Origin of the sequence: Streptomyces sp. NPDC087901 (assembly GCF_044742205.1) — a bacterium.
Lineage (GTDB): Bacteria > Actinomycetota > Actinomycetes > Streptomycetales > Streptomycetaceae > Streptomyces.
On record NZ_JBIUUC010000003.1, the window covers coordinates 717974 to 738674 of the forward strand.

At 71.7% G+C, this 20701-nt stretch carries 18 protein-coding genes; 9 read left to right on the forward strand and 9 right to left on the reverse strand.

Going from position 1 to position 20701, the window contains the following annotated elements:
* Positions 1-146 precede the first annotated feature (146 nt).
* Positions 147-1427, forward strand: coding sequence for an ABC transporter substrate-binding protein (locus tag ACIOEW_RS12945; RefSeq protein WP_401963633.1), 1281 nt, complete (start codon positions 147-149; stop codon positions 1425-1427).
* Positions 1428-1470: 43 nt separating this feature from the next.
* Here ACIOEW_RS12945 and ACIOEW_RS12950 read toward each other — a convergent pair whose 3' ends face one another.
* Together ACIOEW_RS12950 and ACIOEW_RS12955 are read right to left on the reverse strand one after the other, a co-directional pair.
* Positions 1471-3000 carry a hypothetical protein gene (locus tag ACIOEW_RS12950; RefSeq protein ID WP_401963886.1) on the reverse strand — a complete coding sequence of 510 codons (1530 nt, stop codon included), beginning with the start codon at positions 2998-3000 and terminating at the stop codon, positions 1471-1473.
* A gap of 264 nt (positions 3001-3264) precedes the next feature.
* Positions 3265-4647 (reverse strand): transcriptional regulator, encoded by a 1383-nt coding sequence (locus ACIOEW_RS12955; protein WP_362544023.1) that lies wholly within the window; start codon positions 4645-4647, stop codon positions 3265-3267.
* Between the two features lie 321 nt (positions 4648-4968).
* Here ACIOEW_RS12955 and ACIOEW_RS12960 point away from each other — a divergent pair, with 321 nt between their 5' ends.
* The 3 genes from ACIOEW_RS12960 to ACIOEW_RS12970 all read left to right on the forward strand — a co-directional run bounded on the left by ACIOEW_RS12960 (position 4969) and on the right by ACIOEW_RS12970 (position 8194).
* Positions 4969-5625 carry a bifunctional DNA primase/polymerase gene (locus ACIOEW_RS12960; RefSeq protein ID WP_362544282.1) on the forward strand — a complete coding sequence of 219 codons (657 nt, stop codon included), beginning with the start codon at positions 4969-4971 and terminating at the stop codon, positions 5623-5625.
* 92 nt (positions 5626-5717) lie between these two features.
* A complete protein-coding gene (locus ACIOEW_RS12965; protein WP_362544020.1) occupies positions 5718-6548 on the forward strand; it encodes an ABC transporter ATP-binding protein in 831 nt (276 codons plus the stop codon).
* Positions 6545-8194 (forward strand): transporter, encoded by a 1650-nt coding sequence (locus tag ACIOEW_RS12970; protein WP_401963635.1) that lies wholly within the window; start codon positions 6545-6547, stop codon positions 8192-8194. The genes ACIOEW_RS12965 and ACIOEW_RS12970 overlap by 4 nt, the downstream gene beginning before the upstream one ends.
* 33 nt (positions 8195-8227) lie before the next feature.
* On the opposite strand, the gene ACIOEW_RS12975 is transcribed toward ACIOEW_RS12970, so the two are convergent.
* Entirely contained in the window at positions 8228-9121 is an 894-nt protein-coding gene (locus ACIOEW_RS12975; RefSeq protein ID WP_362544014.1) for an alpha/beta hydrolase, read from the reverse strand.
* 702 nt (positions 9122-9823) lie between these two features.
* Positions 9824-10516, reverse strand: a complete 693-nt coding sequence (locus ACIOEW_RS12980) for a metal-dependent transcriptional regulator (RefSeq protein WP_362544011.1) — start codon at positions 10514-10516, stop codon at positions 9824-9826.
* A 206-nt stretch (positions 10517-10722) separates the two neighbouring features.
* Here ACIOEW_RS12980 and ACIOEW_RS12985 point away from each other — a divergent pair, with 206 nt between their 5' ends.
* A complete protein-coding gene (locus ACIOEW_RS12985; RefSeq protein WP_362544008.1) occupies positions 10723-11478 on the forward strand; it encodes an SIS domain-containing protein in 756 nt (251 codons plus the stop codon).
* A gap of 78 nt (positions 11479-11556) precedes the next feature.
* The gene (locus tag ACIOEW_RS12990; protein WP_401963637.1) at positions 11557-12120 is read left to right on the forward strand and encodes a chloramphenicol phosphotransferase CPT family protein; all 564 of its coding nucleotides are present in this window, start codon (positions 11557-11559) and stop codon (positions 12118-12120) included.
* Positions 12121-12135: 15 nt separating this feature from the next.
* Here ACIOEW_RS12990 and ACIOEW_RS12995 read toward each other — a convergent pair whose 3' ends face one another.
* Both ACIOEW_RS12995 and pdxH read right to left on the reverse strand, forming a co-directional pair.
* Positions 12136-13491 carry a PAS domain-containing protein gene (locus ACIOEW_RS12995; protein ID WP_362544002.1) on the reverse strand — a complete coding sequence of 452 codons (1356 nt, stop codon included), beginning with the start codon at positions 13489-13491 and terminating at the stop codon, positions 12136-12138.
* Between the two features lie 414 nt (positions 13492-13905).
* Positions 13906-14538, reverse strand: coding sequence for a pyridoxamine 5'-phosphate oxidase (gene pdxH, locus ACIOEW_RS13000; protein WP_401963888.1), 633 nt, complete (start codon positions 14536-14538; stop codon positions 13906-13908).
* A 216-nt stretch (positions 14539-14754) separates the two neighbouring features.
* On the opposite strand from pdxH, the gene ACIOEW_RS13005 reads away from it, so the two are divergent.
* From ACIOEW_RS13005 to ACIOEW_RS13015, 3 genes are all read left to right on the forward strand, one after another.
* On the forward strand, positions 14755-15864 hold the full coding sequence (locus ACIOEW_RS13005; protein WP_362543999.1) for a citrate synthase 2: 1110 nt from the start codon (positions 14755-14757) through the stop codon (positions 15862-15864).
* 304 nt (positions 15865-16168) lie between these two features.
* On the forward strand, positions 16169-16813 hold the full coding sequence (locus ACIOEW_RS13010; protein WP_401963639.1) for a hypothetical protein: 645 nt from the start codon (positions 16169-16171) through the stop codon (positions 16811-16813).
* Positions 16814-17304: 491 nt separating this feature from the next.
* The gene (locus tag ACIOEW_RS13015) at positions 17305-18912 is read left to right on the forward strand and encodes a TROVE domain-containing protein (protein WP_401963890.1); all 1608 of its coding nucleotides are present in this window, start codon (positions 17305-17307) and stop codon (positions 18910-18912) included.
* Positions 18913-18973: 61 nt separating this feature from the next.
* On the opposite strand, the gene ACIOEW_RS13020 is transcribed toward ACIOEW_RS13015, so the two are convergent.
* From ACIOEW_RS13020 to ACIOEW_RS13030, 3 genes are read right to left on the reverse strand one after another with little or no spacing between them, the layout of a single operon-like run.
* The gene (locus ACIOEW_RS13020) at positions 18974-19561 is read right to left on the reverse strand and encodes a hypothetical protein (protein WP_401963641.1); all 588 of its coding nucleotides are present in this window, start codon (positions 19559-19561) and stop codon (positions 18974-18976) included.
* Between the two features lie 15 nt (positions 19562-19576).
* The gene (locus tag ACIOEW_RS13025) at positions 19577-19816 is read right to left on the reverse strand and encodes a DUF397 domain-containing protein (RefSeq protein WP_362543990.1); all 240 of its coding nucleotides are present in this window, start codon (positions 19814-19816) and stop codon (positions 19577-19579) included.
* Complete coding sequence (locus ACIOEW_RS13030; RefSeq protein ID WP_401963643.1) at positions 19813-20598, reverse strand: Scr1 family TA system antitoxin-like transcriptional regulator; 786 nt, start codon at positions 20596-20598, stop codon at positions 19813-19815. Before ACIOEW_RS13030 ends, ACIOEW_RS13025 begins: the two co-directional genes overlap by 4 nt.
* Positions 20599-20701 lie beyond the last annotated feature (103 nt).

Sequence of the window (20701 nt, forward strand, 5' to 3'; positions counted from 1 at the left end):
GAGTTCTCGGAACCTTGCTGCACGGTTGTCGATCGTACGTTCCCTTCTCGGCTTCCTGTACGGGCCCCTGTAATTCACCTGGGCGTCACCGAGCGTTGAACGGAGCACACTGCGGCGTTACCCGGGGGCGGGAAGTGTCTGTGCCCATGACCGGACGGCGACGCCCCACCCTCCCCCGCTCCTTCAGGTTGCTCACCGGTGCGGTGGCGGCAGGGGCTCTGCTGATGACCGGCTGCGGCGCACTCCCTGGGGCATCGGGGGGCTCCAGGGAGCCCGTCACCGTCGTGACCTGGGCACCCAGCGGCGCCACGGGTGCGGACGCCGACAACATGGCGGGCATGACCGCGATGGCGCAGACGTACGCCCGCTGGATCAACGGCGAGGGCGGGATCGACGGACACGAGCTGCGCGTGATCACCTGCGACGAGCAGGACACCTCGATCGGCGCGGGCAACTGCGCCCGCCGGGCCGTCAAGGAGAAAGCCGCCGCCGTCCTCGGCTCCTACAGCCGCCACGGACGGGCGTTCATGGCACCGCTCGAGGTCGCCGGGATCCCGTACATCGGCGGCTACGGCGCCTCCGAGGAGGAGTTCCGGAGCTACATGTCCTACCCGGCCACCGGCGGCCAGTCGGCGCTCCTGGCGGGCAACGCGAAGCAGCTGGCCGCCACCTGTGACCGGGTCTCACTGGTGCGTCCCGAAACCCTGGGCGGCGACAGCCAGGCCTGGCTCCTCAGCACCGGCCTCACCGCGGCCCGCCGGCCCGCGCCGGTCGACGTCCAAACCGCCGAGGAAGCCTCGTCGTACGACGAGGCGGCCGGGCGCGCACTGGCGGGGGCGGGGTCCGACGGGGGCTGCGTGACGGCCGTGCTCGGTGACCGCACGGAGACGTTCTTCGACTCGTTCAGACGGCTGGAGCCGGCCGGCGGAACGGTGCGGATCTCCTCGGTCCTCGGCAGCATCGGACAGCCGCTCATCGACCGCACCGGCGGCCGGGAGAGCCCGTTCGAGGGCGCGTACGTCACGGGGTGGTACCCGGCCCCCGGCGACAACCGCTGGGATCTGATGCGGGAGGTGATCGACAAGCACGCCTTCGGCGACAACCGCATCGACCCCGACGACACGGGTGTCCAGACGACATGGATCGCCTACACCGCCCTGAAGTCGATCGTCGAGTCGCTGAACGAGGCGGAGATCACGTCCCCGAAGGTCACCAAGGCCCTCAACGACGGCATGCAGGTGAACACCGGCGGCCTCACTCCCGCACTGCGCTGGCGCTACGAGGACATGATCGGCTCGTCCTCGTACCCGCGCATCGTGAACAGCAAGGTGACGTTCCAGGTCGTGCGCGACGGCCGGCTGGTCGCCGACAGGAAGGGCTTCGTGGACGTGGCGCAGACCCTGTCGGACGCCAGCGCGACCGGCTGAGACCCCGGCACCGGCACCCGGGGTCTCCTGGCGGGGACCGCACTCAGAGTGCGGTGGACGCCCGCTTCGTCAGGCCGTACTTCGTCGCGATGGCGTTCCACAGCTTGGACGCCTCCCGCTTGGCCTTGGTCGCCTCGCCGCTCTGGACGTTCGCCTGCTGCGTCTGCGACGTCGTCCGGGCCTTGCCGTGCTTGCACACCTTCTTGCTCTTGGCCTGCGCCGCCCAGGCGGCGTAGTGGTCGTCCGCCGAGGCGGACGCCTGCCAGGCCCTGGTGAGCGAGGCGGTCAACTCGCCGTTGTCCGGCAGCTTGTCGACCGACAGGTCCTTGAGCCGGGTCACCAGATCGCGACGCTGCTGGGCGGCGCCCTTGAGGTCTGCCACGGCCTTGTCCAGGTCGGTGCAGCTCTTGGTCTTCTCCACCGCGCCGATCACCGCGGACCGGCTGTTGTTGCTGTCCGCGAGCAGCTTGTCGAGCGCCTCGGCCTGCGGCTTCGCCGGGTCCACCGGGGCCTTGGCGGAGGGCTGGACCGAGGGCGAACTCGCCGCCGCCAACGGCTGCTTGGCGTCCTCGTCCTTTTCGTCGCCACCGCTCAGCAGGGCGCCGGCGCCGAGTCCGATCACGGCACAGCCGACGACGACCGCGGCGATCAGCGGGACATGCGCGGACTTCTTCCGCCGCCCGTCCTGCCCGTCCTGCGGCAGCCCGTCCTCGGGGCCTGTGTACGGGGGCCCCTGCTGGTACGCCTGCGGGGGCGGCCCGGCCTGGTACTGCTGCTGCCCGGCCTGGTACTGCTGCTGCCCGCCCTGAGCCGGGTGCTGCTGGTGCTGCGAGGGGTCGAACCGGGGCATCTGCTGTGTGGCGCCCGCGGGTTCGTCGTTGCGGAAGAGGTTGTCGAACTCGGCGGGCGGCTGCCGCTCGCCGGGCGCCCCGGGCCGGATGCCGTACGGGGCACCGCCTGGCACGGGCGGTATGTACTGGGTCGCGTCGGCGTCCTGGCCGCCCTGCGCGGGTGGCGGTGCGGCGTGACCGCCGGGCTGCTGGTATGCCTGCTGCTGGGCGCGGCCCAGGAACTGCGTGGACTCCGCGGGATTCTCCGGCGGCAGACCGCCCGGCCCGGGTCCGCCCGGCACCGGCGCGATGTACTGCGTGGCGTCCACGTCGCCGCCCCCGCCGGGCACCGCCTCGGGCGGCAACGGCTGGGCGTACGGCGACGGCTGATGCTGCTGGTTCTGGTTCTGGTTCTGGTGGGGCTGCTGGTTCTGGTGGTGCTGGGCGGGCTGCTGCGGCTGGGCCTGCGGAAGCTGGCCGTAGCCCGGAACCTGCTGCCCCTGGCCGTACTGCCCGTGCTGCGCCTGCTGCCCGTACGGCCCCGGCTGCCGGCCCGCCCCGTACGCGCCGCCCTGCGGGTCCTGCCCGTACCCGCCCTGGCCCTGCTGCTGCCCCTGCTGCGCAGGGTCCTGGTGGGGCGCCTGCGGCCCCCAGGGCTGCCCCCACGGCTGGCCGCCTGCCGGGGCGGCCTGGTCCGCGGGTCCCCCCGGCGTCCAGGGCTCGCCGCCACCCGCGGGCAGCACGACGCCCTCGTGCGCGGGTCGTACAGCAGGGAGCTGCTGCTCGTCACCCTGTCCGCTCTGTGTCACCGGGACTCCTACGTGTGAACCTATGGAATCGTCGGCTCACGCTATCGGGTGGTCCCTGCCGTTCGCCAAGCGCGTGTTGTCACTCACCTCCCCTTCACAGCAGCTGTAACGCGCAGCGCCCTTAAGGCGCAGTTAAGGGGGCGCCCTTGCGATTCCGCGCTCGCCTGCGGGGATCACGGGCCCCGGAGCGCCCTCGCCTCAGGCCGCCTGAAGCTCCAGACGGGCCCCGAACTCCCGCACCGCGGGCTCGTCCCCGTACGGCAGCAGACGCTGCTGCAGATCGTCCAGATACTCCGCGCCCCGGCTGGAGCGCACCGTGCCGAGCAGCTCCATCGCACGCGTCCCGGTGTGGCAGGCCTGCTCCACCTCACGCAGCTGCACCTGCGCCGCGGCCAGCAGGGCCAGACCGATGCCCCGGCGACGGGCACGGGACTCCGGAAGACCGCCCAGTGCCTCCTTCGCCCGGCGCGCGGCCGCCTCCGCCTGGCCGAGGTCGCGGTGGCAGTGCGCCAGCTCGTCGGCCAGATACGCGTGGTCGAAGTGGACGATCCAGTCGGGATCGTCACCGCTCTCCGGGTCGGCCTGCTCCAGCGCCGCCATCGCCCGGCCCGCCACCGCCTGCGTGGTACGGGCATCCCCGAGCAGCGCGTGCCCCCGGGCCTCGGCCGCGTAGAACATCGCCTCCGCCCGCGGCGTGACCCGCCCGCGCGCGCCCTCCTGCGCCGCCCTTGCCAGCTGGGCGATCTCCCGCGGATTGCCGAGCTGGGCCGCGAGATGACTCATCGAGGCGGCCAGCACATAGCCGCCGTAGGCGCGGTCGCCCGCCGCCTGGGCAAGGCGCAGCGCCTGGATGTAGTAGCGCTGGGCGAGGCCCGGTTGGCCCGTGTCGATCGCCATGTACCCGGCGAGCTCGGTGAGCCGCGCGACCGCTCCGAACAGCTGCCGCCCGGTCGACTCGCGGTACGCCCCAGAGAGCAGCCCGGAGACCACGCTGTTCAGGTAGTGCACCAGGACCGGCCGCACATGACCGCTGCCGAACCGGTGGTCCAGGTCGACCAGTGCCGCCGTCGTCGCCCGCACCGCCTCGACGTCCGGCATCCCGACCCGGGCCCCGGCCACCCGTGCGACCTGCGGGTCCGCGCCGGTGATCAGCCAGTCCCTGCTGGGCTCGACCAGCGCCGAGGACGCGACCGCGGAACCGGACAGGAAGTCCCGGCGGCCGACGTCGCTGCGCCACAGCTCGCAGACCTGCTCGATCGCGCCGATCACCGTCGGGGCGAACTGCAGGCCGACGCCCGAGGCCAGGTTCTTGCCGTTGGCCATCCCGATCTCGTCGATCGTGACCGTACGGCCGAGCTTGCGGCCGAGCGCCTCGGCGATGATTCCCGGCGCCCTGCCGCGTGGCTGCTGCCCGCGCAGCCAGCGGGCCACGGAGGTCTTGTCGTAACGGAGGTCGAGCCCGCGCTCGGCCCCGACCATGTTGACGCGGCGGGCCAGGCCCGCGTTGGAGCATCCGGCTTCCTGAATGAGCGCCTGGAGCCGTTCGTTCGGCTGGCGTGCGACGAGAGGCCTGGCTGCCATGTTTCTCCCCCTGAGGCCGCAGTGATCATTGAGGAATCACTGCCCGACATATGCCTGAGAAATTCGCCGATTCATCGTGTTGGTCACTTTTGATGCGTCTCTGCCCTTTTCTCCCGGCACGCACCCTAGACTGCCGAGCGAACTGTGCCGGATCTCCGGTATGTGGCTACCCGCCCGCCGCCGCCGTCGCTCCCGAGCGCCCCCACACGTGCATCAATGCGCCCCGTATGCGGGAGCGTTGCACCGTAACCGCACTCGCCGAGCCCGTAACCCCAGGTGGCGGCGGGAGTTGTGCTGTGCGTGGAAGAGCCCATCGGAGTCATGGAAGCCGCACAGATCCCCCAACAGCGAGCCGAGCAACTGCTCGACGCCGCGGTGCGGTACGCGGAGGAGCGGCACTGGGACGTGTGCCCGGGCGCCTGGCTGGAGCCGGCCGGCGGCACGGAACGGTGCTCGTGCGGTGACACCGGCTGCGCGGCGCCCGGCGCCCACCCGACCCGGGCCGACTGGGCGGGCCGGGCCACCGGCAGTGGCGCGGCGGCCCGCCGGATGTGGTCGCAGCAACCGCGCGCCTCGATCCTGCTGCCGACCGGCCGCGTCTTCGACGCGATCGACGTACCGGAGTCGGCGGGCTTCCTGGCGCTGGCCCGGATGGAGCGGATGAGCCTGCCGCTCGGACCGGTCACCCGCACCCCCGACCGCCGGATGCAGTTCTTCGTCCTGCCCGGCGCCGCCGCCAAGGCCGACGGCCTCGTCCGGAAGGTCGGCTGGGACGCCGCGGCGATCGGGCTGCGCGGAATCGGCGAGGGCCACTACATCGCCGCCCCGCCGACCCGCGTCGGCGGCGCCGGTGCCGTGCAGTGGGCCCGCAGCCCCTCCACGATCAACCGCTGGCTGCCCGAGGTCGACGAGCTCATCAGCCCGCTCGCCTACGCCTGCGGGCGCGAAGCCTCCGACGCGCGGAGCCGCCTTTCGTAGGGTGGCCCCAAGCAGGAGCGTCCGGCCGTGGGGGATGCGACGCCGTCCCCCCGCGGCCGGACGCTCCAAGGGGACTTCGAAGGGCGTGCAGCATGCCGGACCGGACAGACACCGACGGGGCCGACCGGGCCGTCGAGCCCGATGCCTCGCGGGCGGCTCCGCCCGCCGTACGTGTGGAAGGGCTGTGGAAACGTTTCGGCGGCCACACCGCCGTAGCCGGAATCGATCTGGTGCTGCCCGCGGGCAAGTTCATCGGGCTGGTCGGCCCCAACGGCGCCGGCAAGACCACCACCCTGTCCATGGTCACCGGCCTGCTCCGCCCCGACCTGGGACGGATCGAGATCGGCGGCCGGGACGTCTGGCGCGACCCGGTCGAGGTGAAGTCCCGCATCGGCGTCCTGCCGGAGGGCCTGCGGCTCTTCGAGCGTCTCTCGGGACGTGAACTCCTCGGCTACACCGGAAGGTTGCGCGGGCTGCCCGGCAACGAGGCGGACAGCAGGGCCACCCAGCTGCTGGACGTCCTGGACCTGGCGGGCGCCCAGCACAAGCTCGTCATCGACTACTCGACGGGCATGCGCAAGAAGATCGGGCTCGCCGCCGCGCTGCTGCACAACCCCGAAGTGCTCTTCCTCGACGAACCGTTCGAGGGCGTCGACCCGGTGTCGGCCCAGACCATCCGCGGGGTGCTGGAGCGCTACACCGGGTCGGGGGCGACCGTCGTCTTCTCCAGCCATGTGATGGAGCTCGTCGAGTCGCTCTGCGACTGGGTGGCCGTCATGGCGGCGGGCACCATCCGCGCCCAGGGCACCCTCGCCCAGGTCCGCGGCGACGCGTCCTCGCTCCAGAACGCCTTCCTGGAGCTCGTCGGCGCGGGCGACCGCGACAACGGCGCCACCCTGGACTGGCTCGGCGGTGCCCGATGAGCGTGCTCGACGCCCCGGCCGCCTCCGGCCCTCGCACGAGCGGACCGGCGGGCGGTACGGAACTGGTCCCCGTCCTCGTGCGGCTCAAGCTCGCCCTGCTCCGCAACGGGCTGCGGCAGTCGGCCGGCCGCCGGGCCGTGTACATCGCCTCCGTCGTCGCCACCCTGCTGATCGCCCTGGGCCAGCTGATCGGGCTGATCGCACTGCGCGGCCACGCCCACGCGGGCTCCCTCGTCGTGCTGCTGGCCGCGGTGCTGGCGCTCGGCTGGGCCGTGATGCCGCTCTTCTTCGCCGCCGGCGACGAGACCCTCGACCCGAGCCGCCTCGTGATGCTGCCGCTGCGGCCCCGGCCCCTGATCACCGCACTGCTGGTCTCCTCGCTGGTCGGCATCGGTCCGCTGTTCACGCTCTGCCTGGCGGCCGGATCGGTGGTCGCCGTGGCCCACGGGGCGGGTGCGGCGGTGTTCGCCGTCCTGGCGGGCCCGCTGACCCTGCTGGTCTGCGTCGCGCTGGCGCGGGCCGTCGCCACGGCCAACACCCGGCTGCTGACCTCCCGCAAGGGCCGGGATCTGGCGGTGCTCAGCGGGCTGGTGATCGCGGTCGGGATCCAGGCCGTCAACTTCGGCGTGCAGCGGCTCGGCCGGGCGGGCGGCCTCTCCGCACTCGACCCGGCGGCGGACGTGGTGCGCTGGCTGCCGCCCGCCTCGGCGGTCGGCTCCGTGGAGTCCGCTTCCCAGGGGGCGTACGGGCGGGCCACCGTGCAGTTGCTCCTCTCCGCCGGCGCGCTGGTCCTGCTGGTGGTGCTGTGGCGGCGCAGCCTGGAGAAGCTGATGACGGCGCCGGACGGCTCGACGCTCTCCGCCGCCGAACCGGCCCGGAAGTCCGGCCGGGAGGGCTCCGGCCTGTGGGCGCTGTTCCCCGAGGGACGCACCGGCACGGTGATGCAGCGCAGTCTGCGGTACGTCGCACGGGACCCGAAGACCAAGGCCGCCTGGGTGACGGCGCTGGCGATCGGGCTGATCGTGCCGCTGCTCAACGCCCTGCAGGGCACGGGTTCGGTCTACTTCGCCTGCTTCGGCGCCGGAATGCTCGGCATCCAGATGTACAACCAGTTCGGACAGGACACCTCGGCGTTCTGGATGGTGGCGCTGACGATCTCCTCGACCCGTGACGCGTACCTCGAACTGCGGGCGCGGGCACTGGCCTTGCTGCTGATCACCCTCCCGTACACGGTCCTGGTCACTGTCGTGACGGCGGCGGTGCTCGGGGACTGGGCAGAGCTGCCGGGGGTCATGGGGCTGTCGTTCGCCCTGCTGGGCGCGATGCTGGCGACGGGTGCCGTGGCCTCGGCGAACTTCCCGTACTCGATCCCGCAGGACGGCGCGTTCAAGAACGTGGCCCCCGGACAGGCCGGGCTCGCCTGGATCTCCATCCTCGGCGGCATGGTCTCGGCGGCACTGCTGTGCGCACCCGTGATCGGTCTGACGGTCTGGCTGCATCTCGCCGACGCGGAGGGGTGGCTGTGGCTCCTGGTGCCGGTGGGTGCCGCGTACGGGACGCTGATCGCCTGGGGCGGGCTGCGGGTCGCCGCGCCCCGCACGGCGGACCGGCTGCCGGAGATCCTGACGGCGGTCAGCAAGGGGTGACGGGCGCGCGGCAGCCGAGGCCGGGCCCGGTCGTTACGGAGCCACCGGCTCCCGGTCGTCCTGAGCGTCCTCGGCGAGCTGCTCCAGGAAGGGTTCGACCGCGGCGCGCCAGCCGTCCGGCTGGTCGTAGTGGACGAGATGGCCGGCGTCGGCCACTTCCGCGTACTGCCCCCGGGGCAGCACCCGGACCATCTCCTGGGCCTCCGCCCGGCCCAGCTCGCCGTCCAGTCCGCGGAGCACCAGGGTGGGGCACCTGACCTGTGCCAGCTCCTCCCAGTGCGCGTCGAAGACCCAGGTGGCGCGGGAGGTGAGCATCTGCCGGCGGGAGAAGACGGGCCGCCAGCCGTCGGCGCGCTCGGCCATCACCTCGGCGAAGAACTCGCCGCGGGCCGGGTTGGGGCGCTCCACCCAGGGGTCGTCCTCGCCGAACCACTTCCGTACGTCGGCCAAGGTGGCGAACGGAACCGGCCAGGAATCGAACCAGTCCTCCCACTCCCGCTGCGAGGCCGCACCGAGTGCGGAGGCCCGCATGTCGCAGATGACCAGGGCCCTGACGAGGTCGGGTCGCTTCGCGGCGAGCTGCCAGGCGGTGAGCGCTCCCATCGAATGCCCGACAAGGGTGACGGGGGCCAGGCCGAGCTGTTCGATCGCGGCCTCGGCGTCGGCGACGTACGCGTCGCGAGTGTACGGACCCTCGGCCGGCTTCTCGCTGCGGCCGTGTCCGCGCTGGTCGAGGCCGACCGCCCGGTGCCGCTCGGCGAGCCAGCGGGTGGTGGAGGCCCAGTGCGAGGCCCGGCCCATCAGTCCGTGGAGCAGTAAGACGCTCCCGGCGCGGTCGCCCTCCGCGCGCCCCTTGGGCGGGTCGGCGAACTCCCAGGCCGCGAGGCGTACGCCGTCGGTTCCGGTCACATCGATGCGCCGCACCATGTGCTCTGCACCCCCTTCTGGTCCTCGATCACCATGTGGTCGCGTCGGCCAGACTATCGAACCTTTATTCGAAAACCGGGTTCCGGCACCCAACACCGCTCGTTCGAGTGACCGCCTCCCAGGGTTGACGTCGGCCACGGAGGGGAGATCTTCTCCGGGAGGCGGGCCACTCGGGGATGAGGGCTCGCGGGAACCGACCTCGAGAGCTCGGGGCTCCAGGTCGGAACAGGGGAGGACAGGCCCCGGCGCCTTGCGGCGCCGGGGCCATCCGTTCTTTCCGGGCCACTGGTCCCTGGGCGGAATCCGGCTGCGAGGGCGCGCGTCACAGGCGCGTGCGCCGGAGCGGCCTGCGGGGCTCCGGGAGTCCACCCCCGGCGCGCAGGCCGGACATGCCAGTACGACGGGCGCATTCCCTGCTCCCCTCCCCGACCGCACGGCCATACGGCCGACACTCTCAGGTATCCCTCCGCGACAGCCTGGCACGCGATCCGTCCGGGCGCTGCAATTCCGGACGGAAAAACGGAAAACGGACGACAGCAATCGCTGATCGTCCGCCACCCGCATTTCGGCGCCTGCTCACATTCCGAGCACCGCCGCGCTCAGAGCTTCGCCCTGTTCCACCACTCGCCCGGGTTCAGCGCTCGCCCAAGGCTCAGCACTCGTCCGGGTCTGCGCTCGTCCGGGTCTGCGCTCGCCCGAGGCTCAGCGCTTCGCCACGAACACGTGCGAAGCAACCTCGGAGTCCAGCTCCGCCGCCTCGCCGCTGCTGCCGACCAGCACGCCGCCGGGCGACTGGGTCACGCTGACCACGGAACCGGGCTGCACGCCCGCCCGCCGCAGCGTGTACATGAGCTGGGCGTCCGTCTGGATCGGCTCACCGATCCGGCGGACCACCACCGTCTTGCCGTCGGCGCCCGGGTCGAGCTCCGCCAGGCTGACCATGCTCGCGTCGAGGAACGGGTCGGCCTCGGCCTTCTCACCCAGCTCCTCCAGGCCCGGGATGGGATTCCCGTACGGAGACTCCGTCGGGTGGCGCAGCAGCTCCAGCACCCGCCGCTCCACGGCCTCGCTCATCACATGTTCCCAACGACATGCCTCGGCGTGGACCTGCTCCCATTCCAGGCCGATCACGTCGACGAGCAGGCACTCGGCGAGCCGGTGCTTGCGCATCACGCGGGTCGCCAGCCGGCGACCTTCCTCCGTCAGCTCCAGGTGCCGGTCCCCCGCGACCTGCACCAGGCCGTCGCGCTCCATCCGCGCCACCGTCTGGCTGACGGTCGGACCACTCTGGTCCAGCCGTTCAGCGATCCGGGCGCGCATGGGGACCACGCCTTCCTCTTCGAGTTCGAGGATGGTGCGGAGATACATCTCCGTTGTGTCGATCAGTCCGGACATTCGTGCCCCTCGATGCAGTCTTGCGCTGGCCCTCGTCCAATTCTGACGCATAGCGCCGACAACCGTGCCTCACCGTCCGAAGGAGCTCCGCCGATGAGGCCGGGAACGGCCCGTGCGGTATTGACATGTCACTGGTCCAGACCGCAACGTGATCGGCGGTACGGACGCCCCCTGGACACCCCACTCCGCCGGAAAGGCCCTCCTCGATGAGCGAAAGCAAGCTGGCCGGTCAGTTCTTCGACGCAGCGATCGGCCTGCTGGAGCGCGTGCGCGACGAGGAGTCGGGTGCCATCGCGGCGGCCGGTGACGCGATCGCCGACGCCGTCGTGGCCGGCGGCAGACTCTTCGCCTTCGGAGCCGGGCACTCCTCGCTGGCCGCCCAGGACGTCGTCTACCGCGCGGGCGGACTCGCCCTCATGAACGTGCTGGCCGTCCCCGGCACCCTGGGCGTCGACATCATGCCGGCGACTCTCGGCTCCGCCCTGGAGCGGGTCGACGGCCTCGCCGGCGCGGTGCTCGACTCCAGCCCCGCGAAGGCGGGCGACGTCCTCGTGATCATCTCGCTCTCCGGGCGCAACGCCCTGCCCGTGGAGATGGCGCTGAACGCACGCGCGCTGGGCCTGAAGGTCATCGGCGTCACCTCGGTCGCGTACGCGGAAGGCACCCGGTCCCGGCACAGCTCGGGCGGGTTCCTGCGGGACCACTGCGACATCGTCCTCGACAGCAAGATCTCCATCGGCGACGCGGAGCTGGACGTCGACGGCATCGAGGCGCCCTTCGCCCCCGCGTCGACGGTGGTCACCAGCGCGATCATGCAGGCGATGATGGCCGCCGCGGCGGAGGGGCTGCTGGAACGGGGCGTCGAGCCGCCGCTGCTGCGGTCGGGCAACGTCGACGGGGGCCACGAGTGGAACGGCCGTGTGATGGCGGAGTACGCGGACCGGATCTTCTACCGGCACTGAGGCCGGCCGGTCAGCGGCCGGTCACCGACCGGTCAGCGGGCTCCGGAGCCGGAGCGGCCACCGTGCGAGCATGCCGACATGACATCTGGTCGGATCATCTTCCTCAACGGCACCTCCAGTTCGGGAAAGTCGAGCATCGCCCGGGAGCTCCTGGACATCCTGGACGACGGCGTCTTCTTCCACCTGGCGGTCGACAGCTTCAACGCGATGCGCAGCAAGCGTGAGCTCGGGGCGGAGGAGCTCGACGCCGCGCTGCGGCGGACCAGGATGGGCTTCCACCGCTCGATCGCGGCCATGGCCGAGGTGGGCAATGACATCGTGGTCGACCATGTGCTGAGCGAGCCGTGGCGTCTGGTCGACTGCCTGACGGTGCTGCCGCCCGAGAGCGTGCTGTTCGTCGGCGTCCGCTGCTCGCTGGACGAGCTCACCCGGCGCGAGCAGGCCCGGGGCGACCGCCCGTCGGGCCTCGCCGCGTTCCAGTACGACCTGGTCCACGCCCACGGCGACTACGACGTGGAGTGCGATACCGGCACGGCGAGCCCGCGCGCATGCGCGGAGCGCATCCGGGAGTTCCTCCCGCACCGCCCCAGCCCCAGCGCCTTCACCCGCCTCCGCCGACAGCACCTGGCGGGCGCCCGGTAGGGCTTCCCGTTCGGTTCATGCCGGGATCGCCCCCAGCGCCCGGTGCAGGTCCACCGACGCCGCCACCCGGTCCGCGACGCTCTCCGCGTACACCGCGTCCGGGCGCTCGAAGGCGGCGCGGTGGGACGCGCGCAGGAAGGTCACCACCCCCAGCGTCCGTCCCCGGCTCCGCAGCACCACGCACAGGGCGTGCACCGAACCGGCCGGCCACCGGCGCTCCGCCGCCCACTCCCCCGCCGCCTGCGCCGAACCGGCTCCCGCCGAGGCCCGCACCGACCCCGTACGGTCCACCGCCTGCAGGGCCGGGTGCCCCGGCGCGTACCGCAGCGGGATGCCGCCGCCCGCCACCGGCAGGCACGGGCCGGGCGCGTCGGACGGCGTCTCCGCCGCGCGCACCAGCCGCTCGCCCGCCACCAGGTCGATCAGCGCATGGTCGGCGAAGCCCGCGAGCGCGTAGTCCAGCGACGACGTGGCCGCCTCCATCGGGTCCTCGCACTCGGCGGCCGAACGCGAGGCCCGGTGCAGCTGGCTGGACCGGAACCGCACCCGGTCCGCGTCCTGGGCCGCCAGCTTCGCCGCCGTCACGTCCTGGAACAGCCAGCCGACACCCAGCGGCACCGGCTCCTCCGCGAGCGGCGAGGCCAGCCGCAGAAATCCGCTGCGCCAGCAGCGCCGCCGGTCGCCGTCGCCCGTACGCAACGTCACCCACAGCTCGGCGGGGGCGGGCGGCGCGCCCTCGGCCAGTACGTGCTGGAGGGCGCCCTCCAGGTCCTCGACGCCCTGCACGATCAGCTCACCGAGCGGCCGGCCCAGCAGCGTCGTCCGGCCACCGCCCAGCGCTCGGGCGGCGTGCGCGTTGACGACGGTCGGCCGCAGGTCCACGTCCATGAGGACGACACCCCACGACGCGTCCTCGAACAGCGCCTCGCTCAGCGCGATGGACCGTTCCAGATCGATCTGCGCATGGACCTCGCTGAAGGCGCAGTACACCCCGGCGGGCTTCCCGTCCGCGCCGCGCACCCCGGCCGACTGGGTCCGCACGAGCACCCGCCCGCCGTCCTTGCGCAGCAGTGCGAACTCGTGCACCTGCCGTCCGGGCGCGTCCATGACGGCCATCAGCCGCCCCTGCACCTCACCGGCGTCCGCCCGCCGCACGGCCCACCCGGCGAATCCGGGCCGCCCGACGGCCTCTCCGGCCGACCAGCCGAGAATCCGCTCGGCCTCACGGTTCCAGTGGGTGACGGTCCCGTCCGCGTCGAAGGCGCACAGCGCGGCGTCCATCCCGTCGAGGAGAGCCGCCAGCAGCTCCGCCCCGGGAATCGGGTCGGGGCCGAGAGCATCGGTCGTCCCGCTGCTCGTGGAAGCACTCATCCCGGACCCCCTGCAGGACGTGTCCGCCATTGCCGCACGTCAGACCATTGAACTCGAACGTGACCCAGCACACAGCGACTTCCCCGAAATCAATGGCTCCGATTAATTCGGTTGTGCGGCGCCGGGGAGCTTCCTAGGCTGAAGCCACACGTAGGGAAAGGAGGTGTTCCGGAAGTGATTTCTTCTCGGACTCGTGAGGTGACTGCGGGCTGACGCCCGTTGTCGCGCTCTTGAAGTGCAGGCCGGTCATCGGCCAATCCCAAGCAGTCACCGACCCGCAGGCTCGCCGGTAAGTCCGGCCGGCTCCTCCGCAAGGAGGGACCAGAGCCTGCGGGTTTCTGCATGTCCGGGGCGGGTTTCTGCATGTCCTGGGCCGGGTCCCGATGTCCGGGGCGGGTCCTGCGCTCTGCGGCTCTACGGGCAGAGCCGCTCGACGCGCCACGCGCCTTCGCCGGGCTGCCGCACGTACCGCAGCCTGTCGTGGAGCCGGTTCTCGTGGCCCTGCCAGAACTCGATCGTCTCGGGGACGACGCGGAAGCCGCCCCAGTGCGGGGGCGCCGGGACCTTCTCGCCCTCCGGGTAGCGGGCCGCGAGGTCCTCGTAGCGGTGGATCAGCTCCTCCCGCGAGCCGATCACCGTGGACTGGTCGCTGGCCCAGGCGCCGAGCTGGGAGCCGTGGGGGCGGGTGCGGAAGTAGGCGACCGTCTCCTCGCGGGCGACGCGTGCGGCGGTGCCTGTGACGATGACCTGGCGGGCCAGGGGGTGCCAGGGGAAGAGCAGCGAGACGTGCGGGTTGGCCGCGAGTTCGCGGCCCTTGCGGGAGCCGTAGTTGGTGAAGAAGACGAAGCCGCGCTCGTCGTACATCTTCAGCAGGACCGTGCGGGAGGACGGCCGGCCCTCGGGGGTCGCCGTGGACACCACCATGGCGTTCGGCTCGTGGAGCATGCCGCCGGCGGCGACCTGCCGGAACCAGCGGGCGAACTGCTGCATCGGATCGGCGGCGATGCCGGCCTCGGTGAAGGCCTCGGAACGGTACTGCTCGCGCATCGCGGCCGGATCGGTGGTGGAATCGAAGGAGGAGTCTGCGGTGGGCACGGTGTCATCCTGCCGCAGCGGCCCGGCACGAAGGAGGTCCGCCCGCCGTTACGCGGTGGAATGGGGAGCTGTGCCGGATGTCACGCTTCCCGGTCACGTCGGAACCCGCCAGTATCTTGGGTGGGCCCTGGGGCCCGCTCGCAGCCGCCGATCCGAGGGAGCCGCCTGATGTCCGACTTCGTACCCGGACTCGAAGGAGTCGTCGCGTTCGAAACGGAGATCGCCGAACCCGACAAGGAAGGCGGTTCGCTGCGGTACCGAGGCGTCGACATCGAGGACCTCGTCGGCCATGTGTCGTTCGGCAACGTGTGGGGACTACTGGTCGACGGGGCGTTCGCCCCCGGCCTGCCGCCCGCAGAACCCTTCCCGATCCCGGTGCACTCCGGTGACATCCGGGTCGACGTCCAGTCCGCCCTGGCGATGCTCGCGCCCGTGTGGGGCCTGAAACCGCTGCTGGACATCGACGAGGAGACCGCGCGCAACGATCTGGCGCGGGCCGCCGTCATGGCGCTGTCGTACGTCGCGCAGTCCGCGCGCGGGCAGGGGCGCCCGATGGTCCCGCAGAGCGAGATCGACAAGGCCGGTTCCGTCGTCGAGCGGTTCATGATCCGCTGGCGCGGTGAGCCGGATCCCCGGCATGTGAAGGCCGTCGACGCGTACTGGACCTCGGCCGCCGAGCACGGCATGAACGCCTCGACGTTCACCGCCCGCGTCATCGCCTCCACCGGCGCCGACGTGGCCGCCGCGCTGTCCGGCGCGGTGGGGGCCATGTCGGGCCCGCTGCACGGGGGCGCGCCGTCCCGCGTCCTCGGCATGATCGAGGAGATCGAGCGGACCGGCGACGCCAGCGCGTACGTGAAGAAGGCCCTGGACAAGGGTGAACGGCTGATGGGCTTCGGTCACCGGGTGTACCGGGCCGAGGACCCGCGGGCGCGGGTGCTGCGGCGGACCGCCGAGGAGCTGGGCGCGCCGCGGTTCGAGGTGGCGCAGGCTCTGGAGAAGGCCGCGCTGGAGGAGCTGCACGCGCGGCGCCCGGACCGGGTGCTGGCGACGAACGTGGAGTTCTGGGCGGCGATCATGCTGGACTTCGCCGAGGTTCCGGCGCACATGTTCACGTCGATGTTCACGTGTGCGCGTACGGCGGGCTGGTCGGCGCACATCCTGGAGCAGAAGCGGACGGGGCGCCTGGTACGGCCGTCGGCGAAGTACATCGGCCCGGGGACGCGGAGTCCGCGGGAGATCCCGGGGTTCGATCAGCTGGCGGACCTGGGGAACTGATACCCCGGTGCCGGAGAGGGCGGGGATGGCGGTGCGGAGGCGCACGGCGCCCACCACGGACAACACGGCGAAAATCACGCCCGGTTGACGGTCGGCAACCGTCGAAAGGGGCCGTCCGACGACGTGACGGCCGCAGGAGCCACACCCCGCCGAGGCCGTGCCGCACCCGTCGCATTCCTGTGGCGCGCCTGTGTCATTCCCACCGCAGTCTGAGACGCGTCATGGCGCGCCTCGGCGACCGACCGTCGTCGGCGCGCCACTCCGGCTGCCGTATGGGGCAGCCCTCACTGCCAGTTAGGCCAAAATGACACACAAGGGACGCATCGTCTCCGCAGTTGCCCTCACCACCCTGGCGCTCGGGCTCACGGCCTGCAACGACGGCGAGGACACGTCATCGGCGCAGGAGTCGCCCTCGGCCTCCGCCCCGGCGTCGTCCGACCCGAGCAGCGAGAGCCCGTCCGCGGACCCCAGCGACGACGCTGCCGCTCCGGCCGGTGGTGACGTCGCCGCACCGGGCACGAAGTTCAAGATCGGTGACCGGGCGGTCCTGCCGTTCGAGTACGGGACCGAGAAGAAGGGCACCGTCGCCGTGACCGTCACGGCGATCGAGAAGGGTACCGAGGCCGACATGGCCGCATTCGGCGCGAAGGCCAAGGGCATGACGCCCTACTACATCCGGATGAAGGTGGAGAACGTCGGCGGCACCGACATGTCGTACTCGTCGCTGAGGCTGCGCGGCAAGCTGGAAGGCGGCGGCCCCACGGGCGTCATTCTGATCGGCGACCTCCCGGGCAAGTGCGACAGCGAATCGGCACCCCGCGACTTCACCACCAAGGGCGCGTCGTACGAGACCTGCTCGCTCAGCGCGACGAAGACCGATCCCATCGCGGCTGCCTCGTTCGAGGAGGGTGACGCGTACAGCGACAGCCCGGTCCTCTGGACCAACTGACCAACCGTTCCCGTGTCCGCGCGCCGGGCATCTCGTCCATGACGACATGCCCGGCCGGCGGACGCCCGCCTTCGGGCGCCGGTGCGGGGGAACGTGATGCCGGTGCGGGGGAACGTGATGCCGGTCCACAGTCCGATGCGAAGCGGACGAGGCGCGCGGTGCGGTGGCCCACCCGGTCCGCAGCGTGAACGGGCCGGCGCGCCCCGAGCGGCATGGGGCCCGGGACCGGATCGGAGTTAATTCGCTGGCATGCGGTCCGGTGGCCGGCCTAGGGTGACGTCGCGACCGCGCCCCCGATGCGCCCGGCTGCGGCTACTTCCTTCTGACATCCAAGTGACGCCGCTGCCTCTCTTGTTGATCTCGGGCGGCGCGGGCGTTCGTGTCCCGTGCCTGTCGCACTCATGAACTCACCGGCCGGGCTTCCCTTTCCTTTGAACCCGGGGGATTCACTGCCTCGCTACACCCAGCGCGTCTCCAAGATCTGGTCCCGGATGCTCGTGGCTCCGCACGTATCGGCTGCCGCCCGCACCCAGCCCGAACCAGGGGCACACCGCACCGCCGGTCCCTTCCGCACTTACGAGGGCGGCCCCGGGTTCGCCCGCCGGCCCCGGGACGAACTCTTCCTGCTGGCCGTAGGCAACTTCGTCTCCCAGCAGACCTTCTACGAGAGCGTCGAGGGGCGCGACGACCGGTACACCCGCCTCGTGGGCGATCTCGCGGTCGAGGACCCCGTGTGGACGGCCGGTCTGCTGCGCTGGCTCCGCGGCGAGGGCAACATGCGCACGGCGTCCCTGGTGGGCGCCGCCGCGTACGTCAGGGCCCGGCTCGCCGCCGGTACGTCCGAGGGCCCGTCCAACCGGTCCGTGATCGACTCGGTCCTCCAACGTGCGGACGAACCGGGCGAGTTGCTCGCCCACTGGACCTCGTCGTACGGGCGGAACGTACCGCAGCCCGTGAAACGGGGCGTCGCCGACGCCGTACGCAGGCTGTACTCGTCCCGGTCGCTGCTGAAGTACGACACCGCGTCCAAGGAATTCCGCTTCGGTGACGTTCTCAACCTGGTGCACGCCACCCCCGATCCGGCAAAGCCCTGGCAGGGCGCGCTCTTCCAGCACGCCTTGGACCGCCGCCACCATCCCGAACGGGCGGTTCCGCCGGCCTCCGACCGGCTGCTGACCGCGCACCGGGCGCTGCTGGACCTGCCGGCCGACGAACGCCGGGCCGTGGCGACCGGCCCGGGCGGAGCCGAACGGCTGGCCGCGGCCGGCATGCCTTGGGAGTCCGTGGCGGGCTGGCTCCACGGACCGATGGACGCCGCCGCCTGGGAGGCGGTGATCCCGTCGATGGGGCCGATGGCAATCCTGCGGAACCTGCGGAACTTCGACGAGGCCGGAGTCTCGGACGCGGTGGCGGACCGCGTCGCCGCGCGGTTCTCGGACGTTTCCGAGGTCGTACGGTCCCGGCAGTTCCCCCTCCGATACCTGGCCGCCCACCAGCACGCGCCGTCGCCGCGCTGGGCGGCCCCGCTCGAACAGGCACTCGGCCACGCCCTGGCCAACGTTCCCGCCCTGCCGGGCCGCACGCTGATCCTGGTGGACCGGTCCGACTCCATGTTCTGGGACACCGTCTCCGAGCGGTCGAAGCTGACCCGGGCGGACGCGGCGGCGGTGTTCGGTGCCGCGACGGCGATGCGGGCCGAGCATGCGGACCTGGTGGAGTTCGGCTGGCGCAGCAACGTGGTGCCGTTCGGAGCGGGGGAACCGGTGCTCGATGTGCTGAAACGGTTCCACCGCCTCGGCGGCACCGACACCGCGACCGCGGTCCGCACTCACTACCAGGGACACGACCGGGTCCTGGTCATCACCGACGAGCAGGCCATGCTCGGGGGCCGCCCGGGTGGACCGGCGGAGGCCGTCCCGGCCCGAATTCCGTTCTACACCTGGAACCTGACGGGGTACCGGCCCGCCCACGCCCCGTCGGGCCGGCACCGCCACACCTTCGGTGGCCTCACGGACGCCGCGTTCCGGATGGTCGGCCTCATCGAGGCCGGCCGCCACGCGACCTGGCCGTGGACCGACCCGCACCCGGCGCTCGCGTAACGGACTGCGGTGGGGCGGGCCCGACCGTTCGCGTAACGGGCTCCGGGTCCGGTGGCCCGCCCTACAGCTTTCCACCGAGGAGCAAGGTGCGGTGGCCGCCCAGCTTGCGGCCGACCTCCCGGGTGAAGTCGGACGTGAGCTCCGCCCAGCCCCAGAACGTGAAGCCGAGCTGCCCGCACGCGTAGTAGTCGTCCTCCCAGCTCCACCGGTCGATGCCGGAGGAGCCTCCGCAGGACGGGCAGTGCACGATCCCTTCGCCACCGTCCTCGGCCCAGTCCTGGAACCGCCCCTTGAAGGGGTCCCAGGCGGACTCGATGGGCTCCCACACCTCGTCGACCAGCCGGATCTCGGTCCGGCAGAGCGGGCAGGTGGCCGCGCCCGCGTCTCCCTGGCCGCTGTCGAAGACGGTGCGGCCGGTCTCGACGTGGAGCCCGTTGGACCACAGGTCGACCGGGTCCGGGTCACCGACGGCCTTGGTGAAGTGCGGGCCGGGGCCGTGACCGTATCCGTCGCCGCCCAGGACGCAGTCGGTGCGCTCGGCGGCAACGATGCCTTCCGCGATCAGCCACTCCAGGACCCGGGCCCCGAGCTCCTGTGCATCCCGCTCGGTGGCGTCGAGGTCGACGATCGTCTGGAAGTAGTCCCCCACGATTCCCCCAGCGCCTCAGTGGCCCACGTGTGCGGTGAAGGCGGCCCAGGCGGTGGGCGGCAGAGCAAGTGCCGGGCCCTCGGGGTTCTTGGAGTCACGGACGTGTACGGCGGCGGGGTGCGCGGCGACTTCGACGCATTGACCGCCCTCGCTGCCGCTGTAGCTGGACTTCCGCCACTCGTAGGCGACTTCGAGGCAGGCGCCGCCCTCGTCACCGCTGTAGCTGGACTTGAACCACGCGCGTGCAGTGCTCATTGCTCTCCCAGCAGACGGTCCAACAGGCCCATGGTGTCTTCGGGGCTGAGGGCCTGAGCTCGCAGCATCGCATATTTCCGGGACAGGATGCTGATCTCATCGGGGTCGGCGACGAGCAGGCTGCCGCGCTGCGTCTCGGAGTATGCGACGTGCTGATAGTCCGGTGTTTCCAGGAGCGTGAACGGGCCGTCGAGCCCGGCATGGACCCGGTGACTCAGCGAGAGAATCTGAAGGCTGACGCCCGGCAGCGCAGCGCACGCACCCAGGTGACGGAGCTGCTCCTTATGCGCTTCCTCGTCGGTGAGTTGAAGCCTCACCACCGGCTCCCAGATGACGAAGCTGATCGTCGGCGGTTCGCTGCGGTGCAGAATCTCCTGGCGCTCCAGCCTGGAGGCGGTCTGGATCGCGATCTTCTCCTCGCTGAACACGGGGACCCTGTTGCGGAACACCGCGCGTGCGTAGGCCTCGGTCTGGAGCAGTCCGGGCAGGACCTGGTTGTCGTACCAGGACAGGGCCAGGGCCGTCCGCTCCAGATCCATGTAGTGCTCGGGCCATGCCGGCACGAGATCGGCCTCCGGCATGTGCTCAACCGCCGTGGACAACGCGCCCTTCGTTTGCAGGAGTTCGTCCATCCGGCGCGCCAGATCGGGGAGGAGCGAGCGACGCCCCTGCTCGATGGAGGCGATCGTCTCCACCTGCACACTGACCAGGTCCGCGAGTTGTGCCTGGGGCAGACCGGCGGCCACGCGGAACACGCTGACCAGCTTGCCTACGAGTTTCATGGCCGACGCGTTCCTGCGCTGCCGATTCCTGGGGTGCATAGGGTGCCCACTCCCCACCCGGCCCCGTACTTCACGCCTCGACGACCCGTACAAGAAATATGTA

Coding starts and splice junctions, on each gene's coding strand:
- ACIOEW_RS12945 (WP_401963633.1), top strand. CDS start 147: ATGACCGGACGGCGACGCCCCACCCTCCCCCGCTCCTTCAGGTTGCTC.
- ACIOEW_RS12955 (WP_362544023.1), bottom strand. CDS start 4,647: ATGGCAGCCAGGCCTCTCGTCGCACGCCAGCCGAACGAACGGCTCCAG.
- ACIOEW_RS12960 (WP_362544282.1), top strand. CDS start 4,969: ATGGAAGCCGCACAGATCCCCCAACAGCGAGCCGAGCAACTGCTCGAC.
- ACIOEW_RS12965 (WP_362544020.1), top strand. CDS start 5,718: ATGCCGGACCGGACAGACACCGACGGGGCCGACCGGGCCGTCGAGCCC.
- ACIOEW_RS12970 (WP_401963635.1), top strand. CDS start 6,545: ATGAGCGTGCTCGACGCCCCGGCCGCCTCCGGCCCTCGCACGAGCGGA.
- ACIOEW_RS12975 (WP_362544014.1), bottom strand. CDS start 9,121: ATGGTGCGGCGCATCGATGTGACCGGAACCGACGGCGTACGCCTCGCG.
- ACIOEW_RS12980 (WP_362544011.1), bottom strand. CDS start 10,516: ATGTCCGGACTGATCGACACAACGGAGATGTATCTCCGCACCATCCTC.
- ACIOEW_RS12985 (WP_362544008.1), top strand. CDS start 10,723: ATGAGCGAAAGCAAGCTGGCCGGTCAGTTCTTCGACGCAGCGATCGGC.
- ACIOEW_RS12990 (WP_401963637.1), top strand. CDS start 11,557: ATGACATCTGGTCGGATCATCTTCCTCAACGGCACCTCCAGTTCGGGA.
- ACIOEW_RS12995 (WP_362544002.1), bottom strand. CDS start 13,491: ATGAGTGCTTCCACGAGCAGCGGGACGACCGATGCTCTCGGCCCCGAC.
- pdxH (WP_401963888.1), bottom strand. CDS start 14,538: ATGCGCGAGCAGTACCGTTCCGAGGCCTTCACCGAGGCCGGCATCGCC.
- ACIOEW_RS13005 (WP_362543999.1), top strand. CDS start 14,755: ATGTCCGACTTCGTACCCGGACTCGAAGGAGTCGTCGCGTTCGAAACG.
- ACIOEW_RS13010 (WP_401963639.1), top strand. CDS start 16,169: ATGACACACAAGGGACGCATCGTCTCCGCAGTTGCCCTCACCACCCTG.
- ACIOEW_RS13015 (WP_401963890.1), top strand. CDS start 17,305: ATGCTCGTGGCTCCGCACGTATCGGCTGCCGCCCGCACCCAGCCCGAA.
- ACIOEW_RS13025 (WP_362543990.1), bottom strand. CDS start 19,816: ATGAGCACTGCACGCGCGTGGTTCAAGTCCAGCTACAGCGGTGACGAG.
- ACIOEW_RS13030 (WP_401963643.1), bottom strand. CDS start 20,598: ATGAAACTCGTAGGCAAGCTGGTCAGCGTGTTCCGCGTGGCCGCCGGT.